The sequence below is a fragment of the [Flexibacter] sp. ATCC 35103 genome, from assembly GCF_001975985.1.
Taxonomy (GTDB): Bacteria; Bacteroidota; Bacteroidia; order Flavobacteriales; family Flavobacteriaceae; genus Flavobacterium.
The window spans coordinates 1-17,731 of record NZ_MTQF01000014.1 but is presented as its reverse complement, the minus strand read 5'-3'; the positions used below and the strand labels follow the sequence as shown (position 1 = coordinate 17,731).

5 protein-coding genes are annotated in these 17,731 nt (G+C 32.2%); all 5 read right to left on the bottom strand.

The features are described 5' to 3' along the window. The coding region (locus BXU01_RS24000; protein ID WP_165689820.1) for a hypothetical protein at positions 1-168 on the bottom strand (168 nt) is incomplete at its 3' end. A 6-nt stretch (positions 169-174) separates the two neighbouring features. Further along, the gene (locus BXU01_RS21955; protein ID WP_083695640.1) at positions 175-8,169 is read right to left on the bottom strand and encodes a non-ribosomal peptide synthetase; all 7,995 of its coding nucleotides are present in this window, start codon (positions 8,167-8,169) and stop codon (positions 175-177) included. Further along, positions 8,166-14,786 carry a non-ribosomal peptide synthetase gene (locus tag BXU01_RS21950; RefSeq protein ID WP_083695638.1) on the bottom strand — a complete coding sequence of 2,207 codons (6,621 nt, stop codon included), beginning with the start codon at positions 14,784-14,786 and terminating at the stop codon, positions 8,166-8,168. The genes BXU01_RS21955 and BXU01_RS21950 overlap by 4 nt, the downstream gene beginning before the upstream one ends. Before the next feature lie 19 nt (positions 14,787-14,805). After that, entirely contained in the window at positions 14,806-16,389 is a 1,584-nt protein-coding gene (locus BXU01_RS21945) for an MBL fold metallo-hydrolase (RefSeq protein WP_083695635.1), read from the bottom strand. 27 nt (positions 16,390-16,416) lie between these two features. Beyond that, positions 16,417-17,731 (bottom strand): non-ribosomal peptide synthetase (locus tag BXU01_RS21940; protein WP_165689819.1); only part of this gene is annotated, 1,315 nt, incomplete at its 5' end.

Sequence of the window (17,731 nt, the reverse complement as noted above, 5' to 3'; positions counted from 1 at the left end):
TGTACTGTCCTGATCTGACAAGTAAAGGATCAACGCTTCTTTATTGCTGCGAATCTCTTCAAGGATTGCCGGATTAACTTCTTTTTCTTCAGTACTGATTTTAAGCAATCCTGATTCAATAAAAAGGTGAATTTTATTATCTGCTAGTTTATTTATTAGATCAATCATAACTTTTTAATTAACTTCAATTATATTGTTTTTAAGTACTGCTTTTTCTGAATCTTTAAGCCAGATATGTGCTTTTATAACCTTACCAATTTTCTCGATTGTGGGATGTATAAAAACATCCTGAATTTTTATTTTTATACCAAATTCCTGGGCTATATAACTTACCAATCGCGTTGCTTTTAAGCTATGTCCGCCCAGTTCAAAAAAGTTATCATGAATACCTATCCTTTCTTTTCCTAACAATTCAGAATAAATAGAAGCCAGTTTTTGCTCTATTTCATTTGTTGGCGCAACATATTCTATTGAAATATTGCCGACTGCAAATAATTTAGATAAAAACGGTTTATCTATTTTACCGCTCGCATTTAGAGGAAATTCATCCAGAAAGATAAACTGGGACGGCACCATATATAATGGGAGAGTTTTATTCAAGAAGGCTCTGACATCAGTATCTATACTTTTTTTACTGCTTACGATATAAGCAATCAATTCGACCTCGTTAAATTCATCACGGCGATCCATTACAACTGCCTCAGAAATTGATTGATGCGTAAGTAAAACTTTTTCTATTTCGCCTAACTCAACTCTGTATCCTCTTAGTTTAATTTGCTCGTCACGACGTCCTAAAAAGTCAATGTTACCGTTTAAAAGCCACTTTGCAATGTCTCCGGTTTTGTACATTTTTGAATAATAATCTTTCGTGCCGGTATCACTTTTCTTTACTCCACAGAAAAAATGAAGCTTGAATTCTTCAATACCGTTTTTACCATTAACCTTTGTATTTACTCTATAATGCTCTATTTCATATAAGTTATATTGCGTCATCAATTCGATGATATAATATTTATCATCATTTTCTGAAATTCCAGGGCAAATTTTGTTTTCTAATTTTATACCTGTATTTGTTTCGGCAAGTGGTAATGAAGTTCCTAAAATAAACCTGCCTCCTGCTTTTAGGCTAAGTGCCATATTTTCTAAAAGGTTTTTAGGATTTTCGACTTGATCCAGTGTCAGGATACTGTTTACAAAATCTGCTGACTCCATTTCTACAATGCCTGTACTAAAAAAAGTGTCTTTTGGCAAGTCTAAAACTTGTAAATTACTTTTGATTCCTCTATCCTTAAGATTGTTTATTTGCAGCGCATTAATAGCTAAGCCTCTAATATTTTCTACTCCTTTATCATAAATACTTTTCACCAATTCTTCGCTTCCACAGCCAAAGTCTAAAGCTATATCCGTATTTAAAAGCTCTTTTTGAAGCAACACAGAAAATGTCTTTAACGAAATATTATTTTTATCTACTGCAGCTTCTCCAGAAACACCATTAAAAATTTCACCTTTATCTTTAAAAAGATTTTCTAAATAAATCTTGTTTGGAACAAAGGATTCAAAAGTTCTCTTAGGATCATTCATATATCCTCTGCTGATTCCGGGACCGCTTAAATATATTTCTCCAGGCACACCAATTGGCGAGCAATTCAAATTATCATCTAATATGTAGCTTTTCAAATTGTGTCTTGGTTTTCCAATTGGCACAATGTTTTTATCAATATTTCCATTCCAGGCGTGTGCAAAAACAGTATATTCTGTTGGCCCGTAACCATTGATAAGAAAACAGTGTTTAATCCATTTATCATAAAGTTCTGCATGACATTTTTCGCCACCGGTTACGATCTTGGCATATCTTTTTAATCCCGTTGGATCAAGCTGCTGTAATACTGACGGAACCGTTAAAACAACATCAATGTTCTTTTGGTTTATTATATGGACCAAATCCATCAAATCGTCTGTATTTATAATAACCGATTTGCAGCGATTACCCAATGCCATAACAAGTTCGCCTACACAAACATCAAAACTCAATGAAGTAATTTGAGCAACTGTTTTATATCCGTCAAGCTCAAAATAATCCTTTTGCCAAATCGCTAAATCCAATAATGAACGATGTTCAATCATTACTCCTTTTGGTCTTCCTGTAGAGCCCGAAGTATAAATAATATAAGCCAGATTATCTGACGTAACATTGGTATGTAAAGGAGTGGTTTCGTATTTGCTTACATCATTAAAATCATATTGATACTTATTTTTCACCTCATCATTACCTGCAAATGTTTTGTCAATGGTAAGAAAAGCATCATATCTGAATTTTGTTAATTCATTTTCTATCGAGAATATTTTTTCGCTAAAAGAAACTGATTTAATATGTGTTTTTTCGAAAATCAAATCTGATAAAAATTTCCTGTCTATAAACAATTCATCAGACCATTCCAGTTTTGTTCTGTAATTTTCATTTGTATTATTTTTATCAAATTCCTGCATATCCAGAATTAGGTCCTGACGTTTGTCTTCGTCCATCAAATCTCCAAGAAAAATTAATCCCTGAGGTTTTACTTTCGAAATAATCTGCTTAAGTACATTTCTAAGATAATTATGACCGTTAAAACTCTGAATAACACTATTTATAATTACAAGATCAAAATCTGCATAATCCAGTTCATCAATTTCATTTGCTGCAAGACAAAATAAACTTATGTTTTGTATGCCTTCCTGATCAACTCTGTTTTGTGTTAACTTAAGGATACTTTCAGAGATATCGGTACCTACATAATGTTTCACTTTTTTTGCAATAGGAAACATACTCAATCCAGACGAACAGCCTATTTCAAGTACTCGCATATCTTTATGCAGCTTATCTTCCAGTTTTAGAAAAATATTCTGGCTATATTCATCCATTTCCTCTTTAGACAAATATTCGCCTGTATAACTGCTCATCCATCCACCGGCAGTAATTTCATCTGTAGCTGTTTCTCCTACATGTTCCCAAAGTTCTTTGTCTGAGTATTGGTTTTCTACACGTCCAAATTCTTCATAAATATTTTCAGAATCCCAACACACGATATCTTTTAGGTTCGCAACTCTCCATTGTAGTTTATTGGCTAATTCGATCAGTTCTTTTTCTACAAAAAGTACTTCTGCGTTCGAATTTTCCAGCATGTAAACCAATCTTTCTTCAGGGGTGTTTACATCTAATGGCACATATGCACCGCCGGCTTTCATGATACCAAGTATATCAATTGCAATTTCCTTTTTTCTAGATTTTAATAACCCTACTCTTGTTTCTGGTTTTATGTTTAATTTATTTTTAAGGAAATGAGCAATTTGATTTGATTTCAGATCAACTTGCTTATACGATAATGCCCCGAAATTATCTTCGATTGCAACATTATCGTCCATAATTGCTGCATTTTTTTCAAATAAACCGTGAAATGTTTCTACTTCAAAAGGAAATGATTTTGTTTTACCATTTACAAATTCTGATAAAATCAAATCTTTATCTAACGTCGAAATCAAATCGATTTCAGATAAACGCAAATTCGGATTATCCACTACTTTTTTAAGAATATTTTGAAAATGTTCTGCAAAACGAGCGATAGATTCCGGTTTAAATATGCCCGTATAATATTCTATTTCAATTTCTATCTCTTTTTCAAATTCGTATACAAACCATGTTAGATCAAACTTACTTGTTGTATGTTTTTTTGATAATCTGGGCATCAGTGAACTGTCAATTTTCTGAATTTCCTCTTTCTCAATTTCAATCTTATTATAATTCTGAACAACCATTGATACATCAAAAAGTGGATTTCTGGATGGTTCTCTTTCCACATTCAGCATATTAACCATATCCTCAAATTGAAGATCCTGATTTTCGTAAGCATTTATACACTTGGCAATTACTTCTTTATAAAAGTCAATAAAAGTTTTATCTGCATTTGGAAAACTCCTGATCACAATTGTATTTACAAACATTCCAACAATTGACTCCAGATCTGCATGTCGGCGCCCGTTAATACCGCAGCCAATTAAAATATCTTCCTGATCAGAATACTTGTAAAGCAGCACAAACAGCAAAGTCATTAATGTCATTTGAAGACTCGCTCCATTATTGTTGCTGAATTCCCTGATTTTTAAGGTCATAGATTCATCAATAGTAAAAACATGATTTGCTCCTTCAAAACTAAAAACTGGCGGTCTTGAATAATCTGTTGGCAAATTTAATCGCGGTATAGAATTTGAAAATTCTGTTTTCCAATATTCCTTTTGTTTGTCTAGTTTACCGGTATGAAAAAGGTTATTCTGCCATTCGGAAAAATCACGGTACTGCAGTTTTAATTCCGGTAACGGATCGTTATTAAATAGTTTAATAAAGTCACTGTTTAATATTTCCTGAGAACTTCCGTCTGAAATAATATGATGCATATCAACAATCCATGCATATCCCCCAGTGCTTAATTTGAATATAGCAGAACGCATTAAAGAATCCCCTGAAAGATCAAATGGCTGTATATAATCCTGAATTAAATGATCTGAATTTTCTTTTTCGACAACATAATAATCCAGCTTAAAATCTACATTTTCATGTATTTTTTGCATAATTGTTCCATCTACCTCTTCAAATGAAGTTCTCAGACTTTGATGTCTTTGTATCAGTTTTCTGAGGATTTCCTCCATTTTATCAACAGATGTTTTCTCATCTAAAAAACGCACTACAGACACATTATAAGCCGTACTTGCGGTATCAAACTGCTGTAAAAAATAAAGTCTCTTTTGGCTTGATGACAGTGGATAATAAAGCCTGTCTTTTAATTGCTCAATTTTAGAAAATGCATTCTTTTCTTTTGTTTCTATCAATTTTGCCTGATCTTCAAGAACTGCATTCGAAAAAATCTCTTCAATACCAATAACTACATCAAATTCTTTGTGTATTAAGGCTACAAGCTGAGTAGCATTAAGACTATGACCTCCTATGGCAAAGAAATTTTCTTTTATACTGATTTTTTCTTTTCCTAAGACTTTTTCCCAAAGCTGGCTTAATTTTATTTCCGTCTTTTCAGTTGGAGCAAAATATTCCTGTTTTTTTCTTTGGTCTTCTTCAAATTTCAATAACTGTTTTTTATCAATCTTTCCATTGTGAGTTAAAGGAAAATGGTCTACCTCTACATAGATTTCAGGAACCATATAGGCAGGAAGATTCTTTGAAAGATAATTTTTCAGTTCATTTACTTTTCCTTTTTCTTTATTGATTAAAAATACAATCAGGTTATTTCCAAGATGGTCCTTTTTATTTAAAACCAAAGCTGGAAATTTTCCATATGATTTTATACTTTCTTCAATCTCTTCGAGCTCTATTCTGTATCCTCTTATTTTTACCTGATCGTCATTTCTTCCCAGATATTCGATATTTCCATTGTCATCCCATCTGCCATAATCCCCTGTTTTATACATGATGGTTCCCGGATTAAACGAATTTGAGACAAATCTTTCATTGCTCATTTTTTCGTTGTTATTATATCCTTTTCCAACGCTGTTACCGGCAATAAAAATCTCACCTGAAATTCCTATTGGATTTAAATGTCCATTTTCGTTCAGTATATAAATTTGTGTATTCCAGATTGGTGATCCTATCAATACTTTTTGATTACTCAAAACTTCCATCACAATACATCCTACCGTTGTTTCTGTAGGACCATATTCGTTGTAAATTTTAATTTTTGGATTTATTGATTTTAAAATTGTAATGTGTTCTTCATTTACAGCTTCTCCTCCCAGAATGATCTTGCTGACATTTGAATTCGTTATTCCCGATTCTTTTAAAAGCGTAGCATGCGCCGGAGTTATTTTTAAATAATTAACAGCTGAATCTGCTGAGAATGCATCTTTAAGAATATCTGAAATACTTTCTTTTTCGTTGTAAATTTTTAATCTGCCTCCATGCAGTAACGTACAAAAAATACTGGTTACCGTTAAATCAAAAGATAATGATGTGAATAATGCAAAATTTGCATCGCCATTTAGCGTACCATAATAGTGTGATGCCCAGTTTACGTAGTTGTATAAATTACCATGCGATATTTTACATCCTTTTGGATTTCCTGTTGATCCTGAGGTAAAAATCAAATAAGCAAGATTTTCGTTATCTACAGCAATATCTGGATTTTCAGTCGAATCTTCCAAATCATCAATCTGAACATCAATACTAAAAATAGGTTCTTTAAAATAAGAAAAATCAAAAAAGTAATCTGTCTGGGTGATTAATGCTTTTAGCTCAGCATTTTCAATCATATATTCTTTATATGCCTCCGGATAATTTGGATCTATGGGAACATAGCAAACCCCTGATTTTATAGCAGCCAATATTGCTATAATAAGATTTTCGGATCTGTTTAAGACAATCCCGACTTTATCATTTTGCGATAACTTATAATTGCTAAGAATATAATTTGCTAATTGATTTGACTTTTTATTTAGATAATCATATGTAATTGTTTTATTTTCAAACTCTAAAGCTATTGCCTGAGGTGTTTTTTTAACCTGCTCTTCAAATTTTCTGATCACATTTTCTGTCAGATCATAAATTATTTCAGTAGTATTAAAATCATCCAGAAGCATTTGTTTTTCTTTTGATGATAATAATGAAAATTCATTAATGGCAAGATCCGGCTGTTCTGTTAATTGCGATAATAAATATTCAAAATGAGCCTGTAACCTCTTAATCGTACTTTCTTTATACAAATCTGTATTGTAAGTTACAGACATGTACAAGCCATCGTGTGCTTCGTTAAAATCAAATATTAAATCAAACTGACTCGTGCTTTGAACTGATTTGTCATAATTTTGCATCGCTGTTCCAGACTCACTAATTTCTCTGTCTGATTCTGGTGGTAGATTTTGAAGAACAACCAAAATATCAAATAACGGATTATGACTCAAATCACGCTCTAAATGCAATTCTTCGACTAATTTATCATAAGGATATGAATCATGATTAAAAGAATCGATCACGCTGGTTTTTACTTTCTGAACTACTTTTAAAAAGTTTTCAGAAGGATTTAATGTGGTACGTAAAGGAATGTTTTTAATATAAAAACCAATTTGATTTTCTAAATCTATGTTGTCTCTTCCAGCTTTTGAGGTTCCTATTATTTGATCATCTGCGCCTGCATAATGGTATAAAAATGTATTTACAGAAGATAAAAGCACTATAAAAAGTGTAGCATCTTCTTTTACGGCTATGTTTTGTAAACGTTTTAATAAAACAGTATCAAATCTGGTTGTGATCTTTTTACCGTTATAGGTTTTTATCGCCGGTCTTGAATAATCTCTCGCCACGTCGATCTTTGGTAATGTATCTGAAAATTTATTTAACCAAAAAGATCTGTTCTTTTTCATCTCATCAGATGCAAGCTGTTTTTGCTCCCACTCAGAATAGTCTTTATATTGAATACGCAATGGTTCAATAACAGATTGTTTATTAGAAATGAGATTGTTATAAAGCTGCAAAAGTTCATTTGTGAAAATAGTCAACGACCATCCGTCACTAATAATATGATGCATTATTAGTGTAATAATTGTTTTTTGATCTGAAATTTTAAACAAATGCACTCGAATCAGCGGCCCGGTTTTAAGATCAAAAGGCAAATTCAATTCATTTTGCACCAATTTATCGACTTCATTATTTTCAAATTCAGCCGCATCGGTATAACCAATATCAAAACCTGCGCTTTTAAAAGGCAAGATCCATTGTCTAATTTCACCAAAAGCATTTTCGTTGAATGTGGTTCTTAAAATTTCATGTCTTTCTATAATTTGCAGAAAAGATTTCTGAAGTAGTTTTTTATCAATAGAACCGTCAAATTGTACTGAATCACTAATGGTATATGCATTATTAACATCAGAAAACTGACTTAAAATCCAAAGTCTTTTTTGTGATGATGATAAAACGTACGATTCCTGTTCATTAACTTTTGAAATACTTACATTAGTGTTATCTCCTCGTTTGTAGGTTTCAATAAATTCGATTAATTCTTGTTTATTGTTTTTAATCTCTTCAATTAATGCATCACTAAGAACGTCTTCCGGAGCCTCAATATCCAATCTTCCGTCTACAACGTTAATTTGGATTTTTAAATCATTGAGTTTTTTATATAAATCTAAATTCATAGTGATATTTTTTTTGTTTTTCTATTTAATTCTTTATCAAATTTTATGTTCGAAACGCTGACTAAATTTATTTTTTCAATCTCTTGAGCCAATAATTCAATCGTTGGACTATTAAAAATATCCCTAATCGTAACCGAGTAACCTGTATCACTATTAATCCTGTTTACAAAGGATCCAACGGTAAGAGAATCTATTCCTAATTCGAAGAAATTTTCGTTAGTCGCTATTGATTCCCTGTTTAGGATAACACTTAAAATTGCTTCTAGTTTTATTTGAATTTTTCCTTCCGGGCTTTTCTTAATTTTCTGATTATCAAAAAGTAAATCCGGCTTTGGTAATAGTTTACGATCAATTTTTCCATTTGTATTAAGTGGTAATTTGTCGAGCGTTACATAATATTCAGGTATCATGTAATCAGGCAGATAATTTCTTAGGTAGGCTTTAATTTCATCTTGTGACAACACTTCATTAAATACCACATAAAAAATCAGGCGGTTCGTAAAACCTTCTTTCATAACATCTACAATGACCTCTTTAATCTTGTCATTCTTTAATGCTACACTTTCTATTTCTCCCAGTTCTACCCTGAATCCTCTTATTTTTACCTGATAATCTTTTCTGCCAAGAAATTCCATATTACCTTCAGGTAGTACCTGTCCTAAATCACCCGTTTTATACATCATTCCCCCTAACGCATCATTAAAAGGATCTTTAAAAAATGAACCGGCAGATTTGACTTCATCATTAGCATAACCATTTGCAACTCCTACACCGCCTATAAATAACTCTCCGGCAACGCCTACGGGCACATGATTTTGATTTTCGTCCAGAATGTAAAAAAAGTTGTTATCAATAGGTTTTCCATAAGGTATTGAACTCCATTTAGGATCAACTTCTTTAATTGGATAATAATTGGACCAGACTGTTCCTTCTGTTGCACCGCCAAGACTTATGACATTTGCATTTGGAAAAAATTTCACAATCTGTGTTGGCAGCTGTGTTGGTATCCAGTCACCACTTAAAAAAACCGTTTTAAGTTGTGTTTGAATAAAATTCTCATTTTCATATTCCAGTTCATTAATTAAATAGTTCATTGTTGTTGGTACAGAATCCCAAAAAGTAATTTGTTCTTCGGTAATCACTTTCTTCAACATTTTAAAATCTTTAATTTCTTCTTCCTGCATTATTACGATGGCACCACCGGAAGCAAGCATTCCAAAAATGTCATAAACAGATAAATCAAAACACACAGATGTTATAAACAAAAGTTTATCTCCTGTTTGTACATTAAACGCTGAATTTACCCACTCTATAAGATTTACGGCTGCATGATGCGGAATCTTTACTCCTTTTGGATTTCCTGTAGATCCCGAAGTGTAAATTGTATACGCCAGCTGTGTACTGTCAACAGGAATATTAAGATTATCGGCATTGTAATCATAGTTTGCTATAAGTACTTTTTTAACATGCTCTATTCCTTCAATATTCTTTTCGTCTTCAGTTATAACAAAACTAACAGCAGAGTTTTCGATTACGAATGTTTTTCTGTCCAGAGGATAATTAGAATCAATTGGTATATAAACGCCGCCGGCTTTCAGGATTCCTAATAAACCAATAATCATTTCGAAATTTCTCGAAGTAATAATTCCAATATGATCTCCCGTTTTAACGCCTTGTTCTACAAGATGTCTGGCAAACTGATTCGCTTTACGATTTAATTCATCATAAGTAACTTCTACGCCTTTTTGTTTTAATGCTACGCAAAAAGGGTTCTTTTTTACCTGCTCTTCAAACAATTCATGGATTTTTTTATCTTTTGAATACGGAACAATGGTATCATTAAAAATGTCTAATAATTGTTTATCCCCATCAGTTAACATGTTCAGGTCACTAAGTGGCAAATCTGGATTTTCGATAAACTTTTCAAGAATTATTTCATAAAGCTCAGCCGCTTTCAAACAATCATTTTCATGAAAATAGGCATTAGCATATTTAATAGAAACAGAAAGATTACCCAGTGTTTTATCCACTTCTAGATCAAATAATGTATTTGTCATCTCGTGGTTTGCAATTGGTTTAGAAAATAATTTGCTGTTAATTTCCTGTACATTACTTTGCTCGTTCCAATTTTCAAATTCATGAAAATCAGTATAATTCATAAGAGTATCAAAAAACGGATTCTCTAAAGAAGATTTACCTCCCACTACATTAGCAATTTCTGTTAAATGTATTTCCTTAGATTTTACCGTTCTTAAATAATCATTTACATAAAGAATCAGCGATTTGATATCCTTAAAATCAGACACATTAATTCGTACCGGTATCGTATTTAAAAAGCAGCCTAATATATTTTGACTATCCTCGATCTCTGGTCTTTCATGTGTAACGATACCTGTTATGATATCTGTTTCTGCAGAAATAACTTTCATCAAATAGACGTGTGCAGCCAGACATATTGTTTTTGGAGATATTTTTAATTCCTCTGATACCTGAATAAGATTTGCTAAAACTTCTTTAGAAATTGGTCTGGTCAATTTGGACATTCCTGTCTTGTCGCTTACTTTTTTTCCTTTAAAATTAAAAGGAAGTTTATTTCGCGTATAACCGTCAAGGGCGTTTTTCCAATAATCAATTACATTTTGAGCGCTTTTTTTGGCAATTGCAATTGCACAATAATCCTTATAACTATGCTTTAGCGGTGCAAGTTCTTTGTGACCAATATTTGATAATTCTGTTTTAAAAATTGTCGTACTCCACCCATCTAATAAAGCATGATGAAAACTGAAAAATAACGTATAAATATTTTTTGAAACACGGAATACTTTGACACGCCACAATAAATCGCCATCAAATTCTAACCTTAGGTCTAAATCATTTTTTCCGTATTCAAGTATTCTATTTCTTTTTTCATCATCTGTCAGGGATAATATATTTTCAAAAGTAACAGGCACAGAAACGTGTTTAAAAACTATTTTCGCTAAATTATTAAACCTTTTAGTATAGTATTTAGTTCTTAAAGAAGCATGTCTCTGTACTAATTTTTCAATATTTTCAAGAAATTCATTTTCATCATTTATTTCTAAATCATAAACATACTGATCGTAATAAACTGGTTCTTCCGGTCTTATTTGGGAAGAAAAAATCATTCCAGTTTCAATTGAAGCCAATGGATATATATCTTCATATTCATACGCATCAATCTTGAAATTAATATCATTTTCAACAGCAATTCTAAACTGGTTAATTTTCTCATAACCAATATTCAGATATTCTTCTGTTGTATTTTTTCCTTTGTTTTTTTCTATTTGAGTACTTAGATCAATTATGGTCTGATGCTCAAAAATATCGGCAACATTTAATTCTGAGTTAAATTCTTTTTTAATTTCAACCACAAGCTGAATTGCTTTTATTGAATCTCCTCCAATTGCAAAAAAGTTGTCTGTGGTACTAATATGTTTAATTCCAATGATTCTTTCCCAAAGTGCAACGAGTTTTTCTTCGTTTTCATTTTTAGCAATAACATGCTCTGCAACTCTTTTTTGATTCTCTGCCTTTTGCAGTAATTTTTTCGTGTCTACTTTGCCGTTTATTGTAATTGGAAATTCATTTATTTCAATATAGATTTCAGGAACCAGATAAGACGGAAGTTTCTTTGCCAGATATTCTTTAAGCTCGCTTGTTTTAGAGGCTTTTTTATTGACTACAAAGGCAATTAAGGTTTTGTTTCCTGTTTCATTTTCGCTGCATAATACTTCTGCGGCTTCAAACTTTCCAAAGTGTAGTATCGTTTGTGTTATTTCATCTAATTCTATACGATAACCGTTTATTTTTACCTGATTATCATTTCTTCCCAAATATTCTATTTGTCCATTTTCTGTAATTCTTCCAAGGTCGCCGGTTTTGTATACTTTAGTATTTTCTTTATATGGATTGTCAATAAATTTTGCTGCAGTCAATTCAGGATTGTTTAAATATCCTGATGATAATCCGGCACCACTAATCAAAATTTCACCCACTACTCCTTTAGGCTGTAATGTATTATCACTATTGGCAATGTAAATCGCTGTATTAGCAATAGGAAGACCAATTAAAACTGGGTGTTCATTTTTATCATCAATATCATAAACAATACATCCAACGGTGGCTTCCGTTGGTCCATATTCATTGATAATACGCATTGAAGGATTCAGTTTTCTTAAAATATCTATATGCCTTTTTTGCAAAGCATCGCCACCTACAATTGCCAGGGAAATTTTACTTTTTTCAATTTCAAGTTTATCTATTACATCAATATGCGCCGGTGTAAGTTTAATACAGGAAATTCCTGTATTAAAATAATCCTTTAAAATAGCTGCAATCTCCTTTTTTGAATCGAATATATGCAACGTGCTTCCCACTAGTAATGGAAGAAATAAACTGGTTATGGTAAGATCAAACGAAATAGACGTAAATAGCCCAAAATCATATGTTTGTGTCGCGTCATTGCAATAATATGATTTTCCCCATTGCAGATAATTTGCAAGCGAATAATGTGTTATCATCACTCCTTTAGGCGTTCCTGTAGAACCAGATGTGTAAATAACATACGCCAAATCAGTGGGTAAAATTGCATCATTACAAAAATCAGCAGCATAATCACTAGGTTCAAATTCAACATCAATGGCAAACACACCGCCTTTATAATCATATTCTTCAAAAATATAATTGGTATCCGTAATCAGTAAATCGGCATTAGAATCCTTTAATATTGCAGATATTCTCGAAGACGGATAATTAGTATCGATTGGTATATAAACAAGACCTGCTTTTAAAACTCCCAATATGGTAATAACAGACCATTCGTTTTTGTCCAACAATATTGCTGCAATATTTCCGGCGGTTAATTGCTGGGTTTCTTTAAGGCAATTAGCAAATTGGTTCGATAAATTATTTAACTCAGCATAGGTATATGATTTGGTTTCGCAGGCAATTGCAACTTTATCCGGGTTGGATGCAGCAGCAGCTTCAAACATTTGTATTGCTGTTTCCGAAACATTGTCTTCTTCAGAAAAATTAACCAGAGATGACATTTCATTTTCAGATAAAAAGTCTATATCCCCAATTTTTAGTTCGGGATTTTCTAATAACTGAGGCACTATTTTTTTATAGTGTTTTAAAAATTGAATTAAAAAATCAGCATCATAAATATCTCTGTTGAAATTTATTTCGATATCGAATTCATTTTCAAAATTTATAATATGAAACTCTATTTCGTATTTTACCTGTCCTTCTCCTGCTATTTTTATTTCTTCATAAGCCACTGTATCCGAAGATTTTATAAAATTGTGATAATCGATTAATATATCAAATACAGGATTTCGGCTGGTGTCTCTTTTTATATCCAGTTTCTCCAACAGGCTTTCAAAAGGGTATAATTGATGTTTAAAAGCTTCCAGAGTAGATGTTTTAATCTTCTCAAAAACTTCATTAAAACTATCCCCGGCATTGATTTGATTTCTTAATGGCAATACATTTATGTAAAATCCGATTTGATTTTCTAAGTCAGCATAATTTCTGCCGGTTACCGGAGATCCAATAATAATATCCTGTTGTGCCGTATATCTGTATAACAATACTTTAAGTGTACCCAGTATTGTCATGAATAAACTTCCACCGCTTGACTGTGCGTATTTTTTTAATTGATTATTTAAGTCGACTGGGATTCTCGTAATGATCCTTTTACCGTTATATGTTTTATTTTTTGGACGCAAATTCTTTTTTGGAAAATCAAACAAAGGCAAATCATCAGAGAATCTGTTATACCAATAGGTTTCACTTTGTTTATTATCGCTTTTTGATAATTCGTTTTGCTGCCAGGAAGCATAGTCTTTATACTGTATTCTTAAATCTTCAAGCTCTGGTGTTTTGCCAGATTTGAAATATTCATAATATTGAAATAGTTCATCAGATAAAACTTCCATCGACCACTCATCTGTAATAATATGGTGCAGATTAATATAAAATATACTTCTGTCATCTTCTAATTGTAAAAAACTGCCTCTAAATAGCGGCCCTGTTACAAAATCATAAGGCTTTTGAAGGTCTTCGGTTATATACGTCTTTGCCTTTGTCTCTTTCTCTGCAGCAGTACGGAAATCAATATAATTAAAATCTAATTTTATTTGATCTGCCGGCAATATCCATTGTCTGATTTCATTAGAATCATTTAGCTTAAAAACGGTACGAAGAATTTCGTGACGCGAAACTAATGCCTGTATTGATTTTTTAAGGCAATCAAAATCGTATGCCCCTTTTAGTTCGATTTCTACAGGCATATTATAGGCAATCGAATCAGGATTTCTCTGACTTAAAAACCACAGGCTTTTTTGAGATGAAGACAACGGATAATGTGCAAGAATTTCGGCCGTTGGAATAATAACCGATTCATTCATTGACCTGTTAGACTGAATAGATTTTAGATAATCAACCAGAATTTTTTTATGTGTTTTTATAATCTCCAGAATTTCCGGAGCTATAACTTCACCATAAGAAATGATTTTTATATTTTCATTTTCAAGTTCTAACTTTATCTTTTTTAGTCTTAGATCCGAAAGAATTTTTTTTATAGACACTGACATAATTTTATTTTATAGAAAGCTAATATTCAATTGTTTTTTCTCCGAACAATCTTTCGGCTATTATCTTATTATCATTACAATCTCTTACAAGCTTATTTGATTCTACTATTGGTCTGGATTCGTCTGTATATTTAATTGAACTGATAAACTCCAGCCACGGCTCTAACCCCATTGCGTAAACGAAAACATTTTTTGGCTTAAAGATCTCGATCAGGCTTTTTCCCTGATCATAATTAGAACCTGATAATCGTCTTGAAAGGTTTTTGTCATTGTCAAGTTTCTCAGGCATTAGCGGTCCGTATAACCAGGATAAAGGAGCACCGTCGCATTCCATACCAAGAAAAAGAACATCTATATCACCCAGATATTGGTGAACACGCTGATACAGTTCTGGCTGAATATTGCAGGAATCTGCCGCTAAAATCACTTTAAATTTATTATGAAGCGAAACATGATAACATAATTTACTTCTGATATCTAAGTCTGAATGTTCGCCCAAAAACGGAACTCCCGTAATCACACATCCCTCAAGTTCAATGGTTTCCATATCATCCAGTTCAATGATATTATGGAAGCCAATATTATTAAACATCAATTTTAAATTAGGATCCTGAAGATTCCCTTTTCCGCTTGACGGTACTACTATATTACTAATACAATGTCTAAGCTGCAGCAGTGTTTCAAGCAATACGTGATCCTGATGATTGTGGGTAATCAATACATAATCAATTTGCTCAGGAAGATCATTTATGGTATATCTTGGTACATCTGTTTCATAGCCGTCATAACTGATAACGGGATCTACTAAAATCGAAATTTCATTTGTTTCTACTAAAACGCACGCATGTCCAAAATAGCGGGTCCTAATACCGTTACCTAAATACCGCTGATATTCTTTAGGAGGTTCTTCAGTAAAAAAGCTTCTGAAAAGTTCTTCCTGAGTATCCTTTATCGCTAATCTTTCTTTGATTTCATTATAATTTCCTTTTTTGCGTTTCATACTGAACAAATCGTCAATTATGCTGTTTTTGAAAGGAAGATCCAGATGAATTAAATGCGCATCATCAAGCCTTGGTGTACTTAAAACAAAAGATCTGTCATTGTCTGCACTAATCATTTGTAATGAAATCGATTGTGCATTTTCATGATAAAATTCGCTCTTGTATAATAGTGATTCGTAAAATCTAAAATTTGGATTATTGTACAAATCATAATACAATTCGACAAACCCTTTTAGAATTTCCGGAATTTCGTTATATAAAGGTTCTAATGAAAAACCAACTGCGTTTTCCTGAAGTAATTTGTTAAGGTCATTAACTGCCGTCGCAAATTCAAACATATTAGATCGTTTGTCTTTGATAAAATCACACAACTCTTTAATTTCATCACTTCTTTCGCCTTTGTAATCAATAAAAGGTCCTCCTATCATTTCAGGTCTTTTAACAGCTGCAGCATGAATTTTAGGATTCTGTACATAAGATTCCATTATTTTTAGGTGACGTTCTATTACGTTCAGCGCAGATGTTGCAGGTGAAACCAGGTGAGGCCATGCATACCAACGATCTATTAAAGCTTCAATTGCTACATTAAGTTTTAAATACATATTTTCTGTTTGTTTGTTTTTTAAGTTTTAAATAATTGTACTATCGATTTCAACACTGTTTGAAGAGTTTTCTTTTTGCCAGATTTGATTGGAAAGTTCTTCCGCTAATTCTTCAATATTCACATCACGGAAAAGATTTATAATATCCATTTCGATATTAAACTCTGCTTTTATTTTTGAGATAAGGCTAATGGCATTAAGGCTGTTACCACCTATTTCAAAGAAATTATGCTTGATTCCTATCTTTTCCTGTTTAAGGTGTTTTTGCCAGATTTCTATTAACCTCTCTTCAATTTCATTGTTTGCAGCAACATATAAAGTCTCATTTTGTATACTGTTGTATCGATAATTGGGAAGTGCTTTTTTGTCTGTTTTTCCGCTTTTGTTTAAAGGAAATTTATCCAGTATTACAAAGTGACTTGGAATCATATATCCCGGTAAACTTTTTTTTAATTTCGAATTTAATTCGGTAACATCAAATTCCTGATTTAATAAAAGATAGGCAACGATTATACTTCCTGCTATAGCATCTTCTTCTACAATTACAATTGCATCCTTAATACTATTCTGGCTAATCAGCGCATTATATACCTCGCCTAATTCAATTCTTTTCCCTCTTATTTTAACCTGATCATCTCTTCGTCCTTCATAAAGAATAGTTCCATCAGAAAGCCATTTTCCGTAATCTCCGGTTTTGTAAAGTTTTGTATCTGGTTCAAATGGATTATCAATAAATCTGTCAATGGTTAATTTTTTATTATTAAGATAACCTCTCGATAATCCATCTCCGCCAATAACGATTTCACCCGTTACCCCTTTTGGCAAAAGATTCCCTTTATTGTCCATTATATAAAATTGTTCATTGTATAAAGGACTTCCAATACTAAGTGCGGGACTTTTTTTAATATCTAATGCACTGCTCCATATTGTTGTTTCGGTTGGTCCGTATACATTTACAGATTCAAAAGTTTCTGCTTTTAACTGCTTGTAAAGTGAATCTGTCAAAGATTCTCCCCCAACCAATAATACCTTAAGACTCTGCGGAAATTTTATATCCAGTTGATATAATTGTGATAATCGCGAAGGTGTTGTTTGTAATGCCTGAATATTAGAATTATGAACTTGCTTCATGAACTTAACCGGATCCTTTAATTCATCATCAGAGAAGAGAATTAATTTTTTACCATGACATAAGCTTCCTAATATTTCTAATACCGAAATATCAAAAGTGATGTTTGTAGAACACGCTATACTTTCTATTTCTTCTAATTTGAAGTTTACATATAAATTGGTAAAAAACGAGGTTAAATTTCTATTGCTTACCATTACCCCTTTTGGGTTT